The organism is Shimia biformata (assembly GCF_016888515.1).
Classification (GTDB): Bacteria; Pseudomonadota; Alphaproteobacteria; order Rhodobacterales; family Rhodobacteraceae; genus Shimia_A; species Shimia_A biformata.
On sequence record NZ_JAFEJK010000001.1, the window covers coordinates 987,020 to 1,000,594 of the forward strand.

At 61.0% G+C, this 13,575-nt stretch carries 17 protein-coding genes and 1 tRNA gene; 12 read left to right on the forward strand and 6 right to left on the reverse strand.

Going from position 1 to position 13,575, the window contains the following annotated elements:
• Positions 1-2 precede the first annotated feature (2 nt).
• Positions 3-1,178, reverse strand: coding sequence for a MalY/PatB family protein (locus tag JQ863_RS04750; RefSeq protein WP_204113168.1), 1,176 nt, complete (start codon positions 1,176-1,178; stop codon positions 3-5).
• 123 nt (positions 1,179-1,301) lie between these two features.
• Here JQ863_RS04750 and def (JQ863_RS04755) point away from each other — a divergent pair, with 123 nt between their 5' ends.
• From def (JQ863_RS04755) to JQ863_RS04785, 7 genes are all read left to right on the forward strand, one after another.
• Positions 1,302-1,814, forward strand: coding sequence for a peptide deformylase (def, locus tag JQ863_RS04755; RefSeq protein WP_204113169.1), 513 nt, complete (start codon positions 1,302-1,304; stop codon positions 1,812-1,814).
• The gene (gene def / locus JQ863_RS04760) at positions 1,811-2,308 is read left to right on the forward strand and encodes a peptide deformylase (protein ID WP_204113170.1); all 498 of its coding nucleotides are present in this window, start codon (positions 1,811-1,813) and stop codon (positions 2,306-2,308) included. Before def (JQ863_RS04755) ends, def (JQ863_RS04760) begins: the two co-directional genes overlap by 4 nt.
• A complete protein-coding gene (def, locus tag JQ863_RS04765) occupies positions 2,305-2,799 on the forward strand; it encodes a peptide deformylase (RefSeq protein WP_204113171.1) in 495 nt (164 codons plus the stop codon). The genes def (JQ863_RS04760) and def (JQ863_RS04765) overlap by 4 nt, the downstream gene beginning before the upstream one ends.
• Positions 2,796-3,701, forward strand: coding sequence for a methionyl-tRNA formyltransferase (fmt, locus tag JQ863_RS04770; RefSeq protein WP_204113172.1), 906 nt, complete (start codon positions 2,796-2,798; stop codon positions 3,699-3,701). Before def (JQ863_RS04765) ends, fmt begins: the two co-directional genes overlap by 4 nt.
• 16 nt (positions 3,702-3,717) lie before the next feature.
• The gene (locus JQ863_RS04775) at positions 3,718-3,954 is read left to right on the forward strand and encodes a hypothetical protein (protein ID WP_204113173.1); all 237 of its coding nucleotides are present in this window, start codon (positions 3,718-3,720) and stop codon (positions 3,952-3,954) included.
• 10 nt (positions 3,955-3,964) lie between these two features.
• On the forward strand, positions 3,965-4,201 hold the full coding sequence (locus JQ863_RS04780; RefSeq protein WP_204113174.1) for a GlsB/YeaQ/YmgE family stress response membrane protein: 237 nt from the start codon (positions 3,965-3,967) through the stop codon (positions 4,199-4,201).
• Between the two features lie 214 nt (positions 4,202-4,415).
• The gene (locus JQ863_RS04785) at positions 4,416-5,405 is read left to right on the forward strand and encodes a glycosyltransferase family 2 protein (RefSeq protein WP_204113175.1); all 990 of its coding nucleotides are present in this window, start codon (positions 4,416-4,418) and stop codon (positions 5,403-5,405) included.
• 13 nt (positions 5,406-5,418) lie between these two features.
• Here JQ863_RS04785 and JQ863_RS04790 read toward each other — a convergent pair whose 3' ends face one another.
• From JQ863_RS04790 to JQ863_RS04810, 5 genes are all read right to left on the reverse strand, one after another.
• The gene (locus JQ863_RS04790) at positions 5,419-6,042 is read right to left on the reverse strand and encodes a trimeric intracellular cation channel family protein (protein ID WP_204113176.1); all 624 of its coding nucleotides are present in this window, start codon (positions 6,040-6,042) and stop codon (positions 5,419-5,421) included.
• Complete coding sequence (rnhA, locus tag JQ863_RS04795; protein ID WP_204113177.1) at positions 6,039-6,512, reverse strand: ribonuclease HI; 474 nt, start codon at positions 6,510-6,512, stop codon at positions 6,039-6,041. Before rnhA ends, JQ863_RS04790 begins: the two co-directional genes overlap by 4 nt.
• Entirely contained in the window at positions 6,505-7,092 is a 588-nt protein-coding gene (locus JQ863_RS04800) for a class I SAM-dependent DNA methyltransferase (RefSeq protein WP_204113178.1), read from the reverse strand. The genes rnhA and JQ863_RS04800 overlap by 8 nt, the downstream gene beginning before the upstream one ends.
• Before the next feature lie 10 nt (positions 7,093-7,102).
• The gene (gene ispH, locus JQ863_RS04805; RefSeq protein WP_204113179.1) at positions 7,103-8,062 is read right to left on the reverse strand and encodes a 4-hydroxy-3-methylbut-2-enyl diphosphate reductase; all 960 of its coding nucleotides are present in this window, start codon (positions 8,060-8,062) and stop codon (positions 7,103-7,105) included.
• A 68-nt stretch (positions 8,063-8,130) separates the two neighbouring features.
• Complete coding sequence (locus JQ863_RS04810) at positions 8,131-9,498, reverse strand: cytochrome P450 (protein ID WP_204113180.1); 1,368 nt, start codon at positions 9,496-9,498, stop codon at positions 8,131-8,133.
• A gap of 108 nt (positions 9,499-9,606) precedes the next feature.
• Here JQ863_RS04810 and JQ863_RS04815 point away from each other — a divergent pair, with 108 nt between their 5' ends.
• The 5 genes from JQ863_RS04815 (at position 9,607) to JQ863_RS04835 (ending at position 13,484) form a co-directional block, all read left to right on the forward strand.
• Complete coding sequence (locus tag JQ863_RS04815; RefSeq protein ID WP_204113181.1) at positions 9,607-10,215, forward strand: hypothetical protein; 609 nt, start codon at positions 9,607-9,609, stop codon at positions 10,213-10,215.
• Positions 10,216-10,408: 193 nt separating this feature from the next.
• The gene (gene tuf / locus JQ863_RS04820; RefSeq protein ID WP_204113182.1) at positions 10,409-11,584 is read left to right on the forward strand and encodes an elongation factor Tu; all 1,176 of its coding nucleotides are present in this window, start codon (positions 10,409-10,411) and stop codon (positions 11,582-11,584) included.
• A gap of 87 nt (positions 11,585-11,671) precedes the next feature.
• On the forward strand, positions 11,672-12,646 hold the full coding sequence (locus JQ863_RS04825; protein ID WP_204113183.1) for a zinc transporter ZntB: 975 nt from the start codon (positions 11,672-11,674) through the stop codon (positions 12,644-12,646).
• 79 nt (positions 12,647-12,725) lie between these two features.
• A tRNA-Trp gene (locus JQ863_RS04830) sits at positions 12,726-12,801 on the forward strand.
• Between the two features lie 191 nt (positions 12,802-12,992).
• Positions 12,993-13,484 carry a hypothetical protein gene (locus tag JQ863_RS04835; protein ID WP_204113184.1) on the forward strand — a complete coding sequence of 164 codons (492 nt, stop codon included), beginning with the start codon at positions 12,993-12,995 and terminating at the stop codon, positions 13,482-13,484.
• The last annotated feature ends 91 nt before the right edge of the window (positions 13,485-13,575 follow it).

Genomic DNA, 13,575 nt, shown 5'->3' on the forward strand with positions numbered 1-13,575 from the left:
CCCTATTGCAAGTCGGAAAACGCTTCGGCCAGTCGCGCGGCGGCTTCCTCCACCCGCACGCGCTGGGTGCCAAGGTTAAAGCGCAGGAAGCTCTCGCCGCCTTTGCCCAGCGTGTGGCCGGGCGTCGCCGCAATCCGGGCTTTGCGATAGACCCGATCATGAAACTCGTCGCGTGACATGCCTGTGCCCGCGAAATCAACCCAAGCAAGGTAGGTCGACTGCATCGGCATCGCCTTCAACCCCGGAATTGCCGAGACCTGTTCGTTGAACAATGCCGCATTGCCATCGAGGTAGCCGCACAGCGCATCGACCCAGGCCGCGCCTTCGGGGCTGAACGCAGCCCGCGACAGGACCACCCCCAACAGGTTAGGACTGAGGTCCAGCGAACGATGAAACGCCCTGAAACGGTTGCGCAGGTCCGCGTCGGGAATGATGACAAACCCGGTGCGCCCGCCAGCGATGTTGAAGGTCTTGGACGCCGAAGTCATCGCGATCAACCTGTTCTCGATCTCGGGGGCGACTATATGCATTGGCATATGCTTGTGACCGGGAAGGATCAGATCGCTGTGAATCTCGTCCGAGATTAGCAGCAGGTCGTGGCGGACGCAGAATTCGGCGAGTTCCTTCAATTCCTCGACAGACCAGACGCGCCCGGCGGGGTTGTGGGGGTGCGAGATCAGGACCAGTTTTTCCGCGCCGGTCATCTGGGACTCATAGGCGGCGAAGTCCATCCGGTAGAGCCCGTGTTCATCCTGAACCAGCGGCAGTTGCAGGTTCTTGCGCCCGGTCTTGCCGATCTTGACCTCAAACTCGTGATAAACCGGTGTGAAGGTCACAACGACGTCATCTGGTTGGGTGAAGGTCTGAAGCGCCATGGCGATGCCGTTGCCAAGGCCACCCGTCAGCGTGATCCAGGTCGGGTCGATTTTCCAGTCGTGTCGGGTTTCAAGCCACCACGTCAGCGCGGTTTCCAGGCCTTCGATACCGGCAAAGTAACCATAATTCGCCTTGTCGATCAGACCCCTGACGGCTTTCTGAAGGAAGTCGGGCGCTTCGAAATCCATGTCCGCCACCCACATGGCCAACCCGTCGTCGGGGGACACGCCAAACGATTTTTCCATCAGGTCCCATTTCGCGGACTCCGTGCCGCGCCGGTCGATCAGCTTGTCGAAATTCATAGTCTCGTCCTGTCTTGTCTTGTGCGCGACGCTACCCGATTGTTCGCCGGGTGCAAGAGGGGCAGAATCGCGACAGCGCAAGGGGCGTTGCGCAAATGGCCGCCATCGCCTAGATGAAGCGGCATGAAACGCAATATCCTGATCCACCCCGATCCGCGGTTGAAAAAGCTGTGTGACCCCGTCGCCGATATCAGTGACGAGCTGCGCGCGCTGGCCGATGACATGCTGGAAACCATGTATGACGCGCCCGGCATTGGTCTCGCCGCGCCGCAGGTTGGCGTCTTGCAAAGGCTGATCGTGATGGATTGCGTCAAGGATGGCGATCCGGAGCCGATCGTCATGGTCAACCCGCAGGTCCTGTTGTCCTCCGACGACCTCAACACCTATGAAGAGGGCTGCCTGTCGATCCCCGAGCAGTTTGCCGATGTGACCCGTCCCGCCGAGGTGCGGGTCGGCTGGCTCGACCTCGAAGGCAATCCTCAGGAAAAGGATTTCGACGGGCTGTGGGCCACTTGTGTCCAGCATGAGATCGACCACCTGAATGGCAAGCTGTTCATCGACTATCTCGGGCCGATGAAACGTCAGATGATGACGCGCAAATCTGCCAAGATGAAGCGCGACAAGGCCCGCGCGTGAATCTGCCGCCGATCCTGACCTGGCCTGATCCGCGGCTGTCTGAACCCTGTGCCAAGGTCACCGATTTCGCGGGCATGGAGGCGCTGGGCCGGGGCATGCTGGAAATCATGTATGCTGCACCGGGGCGTGGTCTGGCCGGTCCCCAGATCGGGGTGATGCAACGTATTTTCGTGATGGACGTGACGTGGAAAGAGGGGGCGAAGACGCCCTTTATTTGTATCAACCCCAGGATCGTTGCGGCCTCTGACAACAAGGTGATTGGCGAGGAGGCCTGCTTGTCTATTCCCGGTGTCGCGGCGGATGTGGCGCGACACGACTGGATCCAGATGCGGTGGAACCTGCCCAATGGTGATGAGGTGACCGAGCGGCTGGAAGGGTTCGCCGCAATTTGCGCCCAGCACGAGATGGATCATCTGGATGGCGTGGTGATCTTTGATCGGTTGGACGCCGCAACCCGCGACGAGAAACTAGCTGAATACGAGAGGTTGGCATGACCGTGCGCCCCTGCCTGCACTGGCCCGACAAACGGCTGCGCACCCCCGCTGAACCGATTGTCGAACTGACCGACGCGGACCACCAGACATGGGTGGACCTGATTGACACGATGGAGGCGATGCCCGGTGTCGGCATGGGGGCCAACCAGATCGGCGTGATGCGGCGGTTGATCGTCGTAGATGCAAGCTCGGAACGGGGGCAGGCGGTCAAGATGGGCAACCCGGAAGTGCTGCACGCCTCGATCGAACTGCGCGAGCACGAGGAAGCCAGCCCCAACCTGCCCGGTGTCTCGGCGGTGATCAAACGTCCCCGGGCAGTGACAGTCCGCTATCTTGATGAACAGGGACGCATCGCGCGCAAGGATTTCGTCGGCCTTTGGGCGACCTCGGTGCAGCACCAGATCGACCATATCAATGGCCGGATGTATTTCGACCACCTCAGCCGCACCAAGCGCGACATGCTGATCAAGAAGGCGAGGAAGCTGGCATGAGAGTGATCTTCATGGGCACGCCCGATTTCTCGGTCCCGGTTCTTGAGGCGCTGGTCGAGGCGGGCCATGACATCGCTGCCGTCTATTGCCAGCCGCCGCGCCGCGCCGGTCGCGGCAAGAAAGAACGCCCCACTCCGGTTCATGCCCGCGCGCTGGAACTTGGGCTTGAAGTGCGCCATCCAGTGTCGCTAAAGACCGCGGACGAACAGGCCGCCTTTACCGCGCTTGGCGCCGAGATCGCGGTGGTTGTCGCCTATGGGCTGATCCTGCCGCAGGCGATCCTTGATGCGCCGCGCCGGGGCTGTCTGAACATCCATGCCTCGTTGCTTCCGCGCTGGCGTGGTGCGGCGCCGATCCATCGGGCGATCATGGCAGGCGATGCGGAAACAGGCATCTGCATCATGCAGATGGATGCGGGGCTGGATACCGGCGATGTGCTGCTGCGTCGTGCCACTCCGATCGGCATGACAGAAACGACGGGCGCATTGCATGACCGGCTTTCTGCAATGGGCGCGGACCTGATCGTCGAAGCGTTGAGCCGGATTGACGAGCTTGCCCTTGAGCCTCAATCCGAGATGGGTGTCACCTACGCCAAGAAGATCGACAAGGCCGAGGCTCAGGTCGACTGGACCGCCCCGGCACAAGAGGTCGACGCCAAGATCCGGGGTCTGTCGCCATTCCCCGGTGCATGGGCAGAGATCGGCGGTGAGCGGGTCAAGTTCCTTGGCTCCGAGCGCGCCGAAGGGCAGGGCAAACCGGGCGAGGTTCTGGACGACGTGCTGACCATAGCCTGCGGGCGGGGCGCGGTGCGGCTGTTGCGCTTGCAAAGAGCGGGCAAGGGCGCGCAGGATGCCGAAACCTTCCTGCGGGGGTTTCCGGTGGCGAAGGGATCTGTGATTTAGCCCAAGGGGGACCGGAATGCTCTTTACCTTTTTCGGAACCGTGATCATTGCCGGCATCATCGGCTATGGCGCCGAGAAAACCGGCTTCACCCGCAATGGATACTTGCCGTCGATCATCATCTGCATCGGTGGCGCCTTCCTTTTCTTCATGGTCACGCGCCTGTTTCACATCGGTTTCGGCTCTCCGGGGGTGAATGCCATTGTCTCTTCCATTGGGGCGCTTATCATCGTGCCGACACATTGGCGGCGTTAAGGGCGAATTCATGGGCATTCTCTTTTTGGTTATCATCGGTGCTGCGGCGGGGTTCCTTGCGACCCGGTTGATGAAAATCGAAGCGGATATCGTCACGACCATCGTCATCGGCATGGCCGGGGCGTTGGTCGGCGGGCTGGTGCTGCGCACGTTGCTGGCGGTGATGGGCTTTGCCGCTGGCTTCATCGGTGCGGTTCTGGGGGCCCTGCTGTTGATTTGGCTCTGGCAGACATATCTGCGCAAATAGCGATCCAGCCCGTTACGACGATGCGGCCTGCGCCAACCCAATGGATTGACTCCATTTAAATTTCTGGACGGAGTCCCCTTGTCGGGCTACACTCACAGGTAGAGCAAAACGCGGCCGTCAAATGAGCCGCATACATATCGTGAGGCAGCGAGCAGTGGCTTTCTTCAGCTTTCGGCGGGATGATTCCGCGCCGCGAATAACCCTTGTCACCACCATGAAGGACGAGGCGCCGTATATCCTTGACTGGGTGGCGCATTACAAGTCGATCGGCGTGACGGACATCGTTGTATTCACCAACGACTGCAATGATCCGACCGACCACATCCTGCGCGAATTGAACCGCCTTGGCGAAGTGCATCATCGGTTCAGCCGGGTCATGAAGCGCGGGCCGCACAAATCGGCGCTGATGTGGGCGCAATATGAACCAGTTGTGGCCGAAGCAGACTGGATCCTGGTCGCGGATGTGGATGAGTATCTGCAAATCAATGTGGGCGACGGTACGCTGCCGGGATTGATCAACATGCACCCCGATGTCGACGCGATCTCTTTTGTCTGGAAGATATTTGGCAGCATGGGGGTAGAGGACATCTCGGACCGCCCGGTGCCGCGCCAGTTCACGCGCTGCCAGCCGGCCAAGGGGCAACCCGGCGAGCATCGCTTTTTCAAGACGATGTATCGCAACTCAAAGGATTTCGACCGGATGGGCGTCCACCGCCCCTTCCTGACCGCTGAGCCGGGACCGCTGAAATGGATTACACCCGACGGGACGCGGTTGACCGAGGATCAAACCCGCAAGGCACTGTTTGTTCACGACACATATGGATATGAGGCGGCGCAGCTGAACCACTATGCCCTGCGGTCGCTCAATTCTTTCGTCATCAAGCAGAAACGCGGGCGTGCCAACCACCAGAACGGCAAGATCGAACTGGGCTATTGGTCCAAGTTCGACAAGAATGACGAGGTCGATCTGAAGCTGGCCCAAGCCTTTGGAACAGCCGAAGCCTATCGTGATCGGCTGTTCGAACAGAGCGAGAGGTTGGTCAAGCTTCAGGCCGAGGCCATCGACACCCATCGACGCCGTGCCATGCGCATCAAGCGGCGCAACGACGACATCAAGGCTATGCTGAAGGCCATTCAGAGGCTGTCGTCGCAAGAGCCTGAGGTGGGAGAGGCCGCGACAGACAACGCCCGCAACGCAGCCTGATATCAAACCGGGGCTATTGTCGGGGTGGGCGGCTTTTGTAAACCGGAAGCCGCCAGCCAAACCCCAGCGACCCCGCCCGCAGCGCCCAGGTCGACACAGCCGCAGCGACAAGCGCGACGGTTTCCGGCATGCCAATGGAAAGGGCAAGAAGGGCCGTCACGCCTCCGGCAAAAGCGGCGGTGGCGTAGAGCTCGCCTTGCTTCAAAAGTGCAGGGGGCTCGTTGCAGACGACGTCGCGCATCAATCCGCCAAGGCAACCCGTGGTCATGCCCATTAGGACCGTGACAATCGGACCTTGACCGGTGGCCAGCGCCGCTGCGATCCCGGCTGGCACCGCAACGGCAAGTGCGAGGCTGTCAAACCACAGAAGTGCGCGATAGCGGCTTTCCACGAGATGGGCGGTGAAAAAAACGATCAGCGCAGCGACCGAGGCAGTCAGCACGAAACCCGGCTGCTCGATCCAGAATACCGGGTGCCGATCCAGAAAAAGATCGCGCACCGTGCCACCGCCGACCGCGGTCAGGCAGGCAAGAAAAGCAAAGCCGACGATATCCAGTTGCGCCCGGCTAGCCGCCAGCGCCCCGGTCAGGGCAAACACAAAGACCGAAGCAAAGTCGAGTGCCGTCAGAAAGGTCATGACCCGTTTCCACCCTTGGGCGGCTTGAACGGCGCCATGCCCGCGCGAGCCAGTTCGTCGGCCTTTTCGTTCTCGGGGTGCCCGGCGTGCCCCTTGACCCATTCCCACGTCACATCATGGCGGGCTTGCGCCGAGTCAAGCCGCTGCCACAATTCGACATTCTTCACGGGCTTCTTGCTCGACGTGCGCCATCCGTTGCGTTTCCAGCCGAAAATCCAGCCCGTCACCCCGTTTTTTACATAGGCCGAGTCAGTGACGACGGTGATCCGGCTGGGGCGCTCGAGCGTTTCCAGCGCCATGATCGCGGCCATCAGTTCCATGCGGTTATTGGTGGTTTCACCCTCACCGCCGCTGAGTTCGCGCTCTTTTAGGACAGCGTCTCCGTCCTTGGCCTGCATCAACACGCCCCATCCACCAGGGCCGGGATTGCCGGAACAGGCACCATCGGTAAAGGCAAAGAGGTCAGGCATGGGCAGTCACCATCAAGAAAGGGTCATTGGTCCCGGCCATTCCGACCGAGGAGCCGCGCGCGATGTTGATAACGGTGAAGCCGTTTGACTCCAGAAGCGCCAAAAGCTCGTCCTCTTGGTAATAGGCAAAGAAACAACCAAGCTTGTCCCGCGCCTCGCCGGTGCCGATCTTCAGCGCTAGCCCAAGAGACCCTCCCGGTTTCAGCGCGAGGTGGATCGCGGCAAGGTGGGCGGGGAGGTCGGTCTTGGGCGCATGCAGAAGCGAGAAATGCGCCCAGATGCCGTCGAACACATCTACATCGTCGAGGTCGGAAAACGTTGCCAGCCGGGTCTGAACGCCGGGGTTCATACCGGCCTGACGCAGCATTACCGCGCTGGCGTCCATTGCTGTCACGACAAAGCCAGCTTTGACCAGAAGCGCGGAATCCAGTCCCGGTCCGCAGCCCAAATCGAGAATGTGACCACCCGCAGGCAGTTGCTCCGCGAAGTCGCGTAGCGCGGCATTTTCAAACCCTGCCGCCAGCTTCTGGTAGGCATCAGTCTGGGTGTCATAGAACTTCAGCGTGTCGGGATCGCTCATCTTCCCGACCTCAGTTTTCCGTCTCGACATCGCGCAAGACGCGCGGAACCTTGAAATTCACCCGTTCCACCGCGGTTTCGACCTGCTCGACCGTGACGTTGAAGCGCGCGCGGAAGGCGTCGATCACCTCGGTCACAAGCACTTCGGGGGCCGAAGCCCCGGCCGTGATCGCCACCGAAGAAATCCCGTCCAGCGCCCGCCAGTCAATATTGTCTGCGCGTTGCACAAGCTGCGCATAGGCGCAGCCTGCCTTGGCGCCAACTTCAACCAGCCGACGCGAGTTAGACGAATTTGGCGCGCCCACGACAAGCATCGCCTCGACCTTGCCTGCTACGGCTTTGACGGCTTCCTGGCGGTTCGTGGTGGCATAGCAGATGTCTTCCTTGTGAGGGCCGACGATTGCCGGGAACCGTGCCTGAAGCGCCGCGACAATATCCTTTGTGTCATCGACCGACAGTGTGGTCTGGGTCACGAAGGCCAGCTTGCCGGGGTCACGCACGTCAACGGTCGCAACATCGTCGACCGTTTCAACCAGAAGCACCTCGCCGTCGGGAAGTTGTCCCATGGTGCCGATGGTTTCGGGGTGCCCGGCGTGACCGATCATGATGATCTGGAGGCCATTTTCGTAATGGCGTTCGGCTTCGATATGAACCTTCGAGACCAGCGGGCAGGTGGCATCGACATAGATCATCTGCCGCCGCTCTGCCTCGGCCGGGACCACCTTGGCGACGCCATGGGCCGAAAAGATAACGGGGCGGTCGTCGGGGCAGTCCGACAGTTCTTCGACAAATATCGCGCCCTTGTCGCGCAACCCGTCCACGACGAATTTGTTATGCACGATCTCATGGCGGACAAAGACCGGCGCCCCCCATTTCTCAAGCGCCATCTCCACGATCTTGATAGCCCGGTCTACGCCGGCGCAGAAGCCGCGCGGTGCGGCAAGGTAGAGGGTCAGGTTCGGTTTGGTCATTGCCGCCTCGTCGTTGTCGTCCGAGAGGTAGTCGTTTGGGCGCGCCGGGTAAAGCCGTCACCCACTTTTCACCTAGGTGTTACGGTCAGCCAGACACCATTCTGCGGCCTCAGTGTCAGGATCATCACCGGCTCGGGCGCACGCCCCGGCACCAGATCAAACCTGAACCGCGACAGAAGCGTTGCCAGCACCAGAACTGCCTCTTGAATTGCAAAGCTGGCGCCGATGCAGATGCGAGGCCCGTCGCCAAATGGGATATAGGCGTAGCGGTCTCCCTTGTGGCCGCCATTGAACCGGTCCGGCCTGAACGCATTGGGATCCTCCCAAAGGTCGTAATGGCGGTGCAGCGTGTAGATCGGGATCATGACCGTGTCGCCAGGCCGAATCTCGCGTCCGCAAAGCTCGTCAGGTTTCTGCGCGGTGCGCGACAGGATGCCTGCAGGTGGATAAAGACGCAAAGTTTCGTCAATGATCTGGCGGATGAAGGGCAGGCTGTCCAGGTGGCTGGCATCCGCGTCACCACCGTTCAGCGCCGTCCGCGCCTCGGCTGCGGCGCGGTCCTGAACTGCCGGGTCGAAGGCGCAGAGATACAAGGCCCAGGACAAGGTCAGCGCCGTTGTTTCATGCCCGGCGACGATGAAGGTCAGCAGGTTGTCGCGCAATTCGGGCGTGTCCATTTTGCGCCCGGTCTCGGGATCGACGCCTGCCAGCAGTAGATCCAGCAGGTCTGGGATATCACCGGCGCCGTCCCGCCTCCGCACTTCGATCGCGTCATCAGCGATTGACTTCATCTGCGCCACGCCGTTTTCGGCAAACATCCGCCCCGGTCGCGGGACCCAGTCCGGCACTCCGATCATATCGAATAGCGAGATCTTCCCGGCCTCGGAAATATACGCGTCAATGGCGCGATGCACGGCGCCCGAATCAAAGACGTTCTCGCCGGAAAAGGTCACGTCAGAAATCACGTCGAACGTGGTCCTGACCATTTCGTCCATGACATCGACAGCGCGGCCTTCGGACCTGGCAATCCGCTCGACGGACCGGCGCGCGGCGGCGGCCATGATCGGTGACAATGCGGCGATGTTGCGATGGGAAAAGACCGGGGCGGCGGCGCGGCGCTGCCAGCGCCAATGCGCTCCTTCGGCAATGAAAAGCGAATTGCCGATGGCGGGGCGCAGGATGTTCTTGGTGGCGCTGGATTTCGGATAGTCCTCGACCTTCTCCAGCAGCACCCGCCGAATCGCGGACGGGTCCATGATCATGTGCCATCGCAGTCCGGTCTTGCCCGACACCATGGGTTGCCGGAAGGCGATCGCCGGCAGGATCGACAAAAGATTGCTGCGCGCGGCTTTGAGGCTGCCCCATATGCCCAGAGGCTGGGTGACAAGCGGTGCATGAACCGGAACGTCCGGCGAGATCAGAGACGTCTTTGACATGTTTTTATAGATAGGGCGCGGTGTGGCGGCGGGCAATTGCCGCGGTGTGATTGCGCCTTCGGGGGGCTTAGGCTATCGAAGACCGGACCAAGACAAAGGAAACGTCGAATGACCCCTCGTATCCTCTCACTCCTTGCGCTTGTCCTGGGACTGGCCGCCTGCAGCACGGATGTCTCAGATGGCAACAAGCGTGACCTTGGCGATTTCGTGCTGGGCCATAACATCGTGGTGGCGCCCGAGATCGTGAAAGGGCCGCTGTCGCGTGAGGCGTCGACGGATGATTGGATCGCTTCGGTCAAAGGTGAGGTGCAGAAGCGGGTCGGGCGCTATGATGGCGACCGTATGGTGCATCTTGGCATCAATGTCGGCGGCTATGTCCTGGCGCAGCCGGGCATCCCGCTTGTCTTTGCCCCGAAATCGGCACTGGTTCTGCTGGTGACCGCCTGGGACGATGAAGCGGGCGGCAAATTCCACGACAAACCCTATCAGCTGTCCGTGACCGAGGCGTTCTCGGCGAAGGGTATGCTTGGGTCGGGCAATACGCAAAGCGCCGAAGAACAGATGGCAAATCTAAGCAAGGTTGCAGCGGAACAGATCGAGATTTGGCTTTCGCAACATGCGGAATGCATGCGCGACGACACGCGCGGCGAGGCCGCCCGCGCCTGCTGGACGCGCGTCGATAAAGAGATCCGCGACCGTCGCAACAGCGGGCAGTGATCCGGCTCTTAGTGGGGGTGATGACCCGCCGAAGGGCGATTGGATACCGTGAAAAGATGTGCAATCGCCAGACCTCTGGAAAGAACGCGTATTCCGGTTGACTGCGGCTTGATTTTTCCCTGCCAACCCAATATGTCGCCCGCGGAGAGTAATCGGGCCGGTCCGGTCCCCCAATTCATGAGGCGCCACAGCTATGGCAAAGGAAAAGTTTGAGCGGAGCAAACCGCACTGCAACATCGGCACGATTGGTCACGTTGACCACGGCAAGACGACTCTGACGGCTGCGATCACGAAGCAGTTCGGCGAGTTCAAGGACTATGACCAGATCGACGCGGCGCCGGAAGAGAAGGCACGCGGCATCACCATCTCGACCGCGCACGTCGAGTATGAGACCCCCGCGCGTCACTATGCGCACGTCGACTGCCCCGGCCACGCCGACTACGTCAAGAACATGATCACCGGTGCGGCGCAGATGGACGGCGCAATCCTGGTGGTGAACGCTGCTGACGGCCCGATGCCGCAGACCCGCGAGCACATCCTGCTGGCGCGTCAGGTTGGCGTTCCGGCGCTGGTCGTGTTCCTGAACAAGGTTGACCAGGTCGACGACGAAGAGCTGCTGGAGCTGGTCGAGATGGAAGTCCGCGAACTTCTGTCCGAGTACGACTTCCCGGGCGACGATATCCCGATCATCGCAGGTTCGGCTCTGGCCGCGCTGGAAGGCCGCGACGCCAACATCGGTGAAGAGAAGATCGCCGAGCTGATGGCCGCTGTCGACGAGTACATCCCGCAGCCCGCACGTGCGGTTGACCAGCCGTTCCTGATGCCGATCGAAGACGTGTTCTCGATCTCGGGTCGTGGTACGGTTGTGACCGGCCGTGTCGAGCGTGGCGTGATCAACGTTGGTGACGAGATCGAGATCGTGGGCATCCGCGACACCTCGAAAACCACCTGCACCGGCGTGGAAATGTTCCGCAAACTGCTGGACCGCGGTGAAGCGGGCGACAACATCGGCGCACTGCTGCGTGGTGTTGACCGTGAAGGCGTCGAGCGTGGCCAGGTTCTGTGTAAGCCGGGTTCTGTGACCCCGCACACGAAGTTCGAGGCAGAAGCCTATATCCTGACCAAGGAAGAAGGCGGCCGCCACACCCCGTTCTTCGCGAACTACCGTCCGCAGTTCTACTTCCGCACCACCGACGTGACCGGCACCGTGATCCTGCCGGAAGGCACCGAGATGGTGATGCCGGGCGACAACCTGAAGTTCTCGGTCGAGCTGATCGCACCGATCGCGATGGAAGACGGCCTGCGCTTCGCCATCCGCGAAGGCGGCCGCACCGTCGGTTCGGGCGTCGTCTCGAAGATCATCGAGTAATCAGCTCCGCTGATGGTCAAATGGAAGGGCGCCCAGTGGGCGCCCTTTTTCCTTGGACGAACGGGGTGCGGATGCGAAAGTCTTGATATGGACAGTTTCATTCAATGTGCTTTTGGCCTTGGAGGTCCCAGTGCGGGTCATCCCCTGACGGGTGCGGCTCTTGTCGAGACCCTGCGGGCCGACGATCTGGCTTGGGTGCATCTTGACGGTCGCCTGCCCGAGAGTCGGGACTGGATCATGCAGAACCTTACTTACCTTGACCCGCCTGCCATCGCCGCGCTGCTGGCCGAAGAGACCCGTCCGCGTGCGACCGTGATCGGTGAGGGCGTGCTGATCGTTCTGCGCGGTGTGAACGTGAATGAGGGGGATGACCCGGTGGACATGGTCTCGCTTCGGGCCTGGGTTGATCCGCACCGGATTGTCAGCCTTTCGATGCGTCGGGTCGCAGCGGTGCAAGACCTGTCCGACCTGTTTGTCTCGGGAAAGGGGCCCAGGACCGCTGGCGGCTGGCTGGGGACCCTGGCGGACCTGCTGAACGCCCGAATCGAGCCATTTGTTGGAACAGTTGCAGAGCAGGTGGACCGAATTGAGGAAGACGTGTTCACCGCGCCAATCGCCGATGCAGAGCGGCAGGCGATGTCTGAGGCACGCATGTCGGTTGTCAGTCTGCGCCGTCATCTGTCCCCACAACGGGATGCGCTGGCGGCACTTGCCAAGCCGGATCATGGCTTCATCGCCAAGGTCGAAGCCCGGCGGCTGCATGAGGCACAGGACCGGACTGCGCGGGCGGTCGAGGAACTGGACCTGATGCGCGAGCGTCTGACTGTGCTGCGCGAAGAAATCGCCGGTCAACAATCAGAGCGAATGAACCGCACGATGATGCTTTTGTCCGTGATCTCCACCGTGTTCCTGCCGCTGGGCTTCCTGACCGGGCTTTTCGGCGTGAACCTGGCCGGTATTCCCGGCGCAAGCCACCCTTGGGGGTTTGCTGCCCTCTGTGTTGGGCTGCTGGTATTGGTCGGGCTGCAGCTTTTCTTACTTCGAAGGCTGTGGCGCAATTGACGCGGTTGGAAGGCGTGAAATTCAGGCAAAATGCATCTTGCAACCCAACAGCCATCGTCGTATCTGATGCACCGGCCTTAGGGGTATAGCTCAGCTGGTAGAGCGACGGTCTCCAAAACCGTAGGTCGCGGGTTCGAACCCTGCTGCCCCTGCCAATTACCAAAATTCCTGTAGTCTTGCAGCCCTTGACCGGGAATTGCCGCAAAACAATCTTGGTTCCGCCGCGGTTGCTTCGAAAAGCTGTCCAAATCCCCGTTTTTTAATCCTTCCTTAACCAATCGCGCCTCGCGCGAGTGGATGCGAGGGATATGAAATGGGTCAAAGCTGGAAACCATCCGCTTTCAAAATGCAACGCGCGGCGTCGCAACTGATGTCGCGTGGACGGCCAAAGCTGCCACCAGAACCGGATGACCGGGCACTTTTGTTGCAGGCCGAGCTGCGATTGCAGCATGGTATTTCGAACGAGCCGCCCGAAGAGTCGGAACTGTCCAAGGTCGAGCGGGTGATGAGACGCAACGCACCCGACCTGGCAGGTGCCTCGGACGCCGAAATCGAGGCGGCCGAACGTCGGCGCTGGGCACATCTGGAGGCGCGCGCGCCTCGGCCGCGGCTAGCCGCATTGGTGCTTTTGATCTACCTGGCGGCCCGCGCACCCGAGGTCACGGTTCAGTTCGCCGTGATTGGCCTTTTCCTGTTTCTGATCACGGCAACGCTTCTGGGGCCGGAGCGCGCGCGCGATGGGGGCCTGTTCTTGTGGCGACGCTTCCTGAGACTCTGGAAGCACGAGATCGCCGTGTTTCGGAGATTGATCGGTTTCCCGATGAAAATCCGCGACTGAGACACGCGAGATTCCGCCTAACTTAGTTTGGGGGCCAGCACGTGACGTGCGCTGGCCCCTGTTTTTGTTGGGATTTCTGAATCCGGCCGAT

Coding starts and splice junctions, on each gene's coding strand:
- JQ863_RS04750 (WP_204113168.1), bottom strand. CDS start 1,178: ATGAATTTCGACAAGCTGATCGACCGGCGCGGCACGGAGTCCGCGAAA.
- def (WP_204113169.1), top strand. CDS start 1,302: ATGAAACGCAATATCCTGATCCACCCCGATCCGCGGTTGAAAAAGCTG.
- def (WP_204113171.1), top strand. CDS start 2,305: ATGACCGTGCGCCCCTGCCTGCACTGGCCCGACAAACGGCTGCGCACC.
- fmt (WP_204113172.1), top strand. CDS start 2,796: ATGAGAGTGATCTTCATGGGCACGCCCGATTTCTCGGTCCCGGTTCTT.
- JQ863_RS04775 (WP_204113173.1), top strand. CDS start 3,718: ATGCTCTTTACCTTTTTCGGAACCGTGATCATTGCCGGCATCATCGGC.
- JQ863_RS04780 (WP_204113174.1), top strand. CDS start 3,965: ATGGGCATTCTCTTTTTGGTTATCATCGGTGCTGCGGCGGGGTTCCTT.
- JQ863_RS04785 (WP_204113175.1), top strand. CDS start 4,416: ATGAAGGACGAGGCGCCGTATATCCTTGACTGGGTGGCGCATTACAAG.
- JQ863_RS04790 (WP_204113176.1), bottom strand. CDS start 6,042: ATGACCTTTCTGACGGCACTCGACTTTGCTTCGGTCTTTGTGTTTGCC.
- rnhA (WP_204113177.1), bottom strand. CDS start 6,512: ATGCCTGACCTCTTTGCCTTTACCGATGGTGCCTGTTCCGGCAATCCC.
- JQ863_RS04800 (WP_204113178.1), bottom strand. CDS start 7,092: ATGAGCGATCCCGACACGCTGAAGTTCTATGACACCCAGACTGATGCC.
- ispH (WP_204113179.1), bottom strand. CDS start 8,062: ATGACCAAACCGAACCTGACCCTCTACCTTGCCGCACCGCGCGGCTTC.
- JQ863_RS04810 (WP_204113180.1), bottom strand. CDS start 9,498: ATGTCAAAGACGTCTCTGATCTCGCCGGACGTTCCGGTTCATGCACCG.
- JQ863_RS04815 (WP_204113181.1), top strand. CDS start 9,607: ATGACCCCTCGTATCCTCTCACTCCTTGCGCTTGTCCTGGGACTGGCC.
- tuf (WP_204113182.1), top strand. CDS start 10,409: ATGGCAAAGGAAAAGTTTGAGCGGAGCAAACCGCACTGCAACATCGGC.
- JQ863_RS04825 (WP_204113183.1), top strand. CDS start 11,672: ATGGACAGTTTCATTCAATGTGCTTTTGGCCTTGGAGGTCCCAGTGCG.
- JQ863_RS04835 (WP_204113184.1), top strand. CDS start 12,993: ATGCAACGCGCGGCGTCGCAACTGATGTCGCGTGGACGGCCAAAGCTG.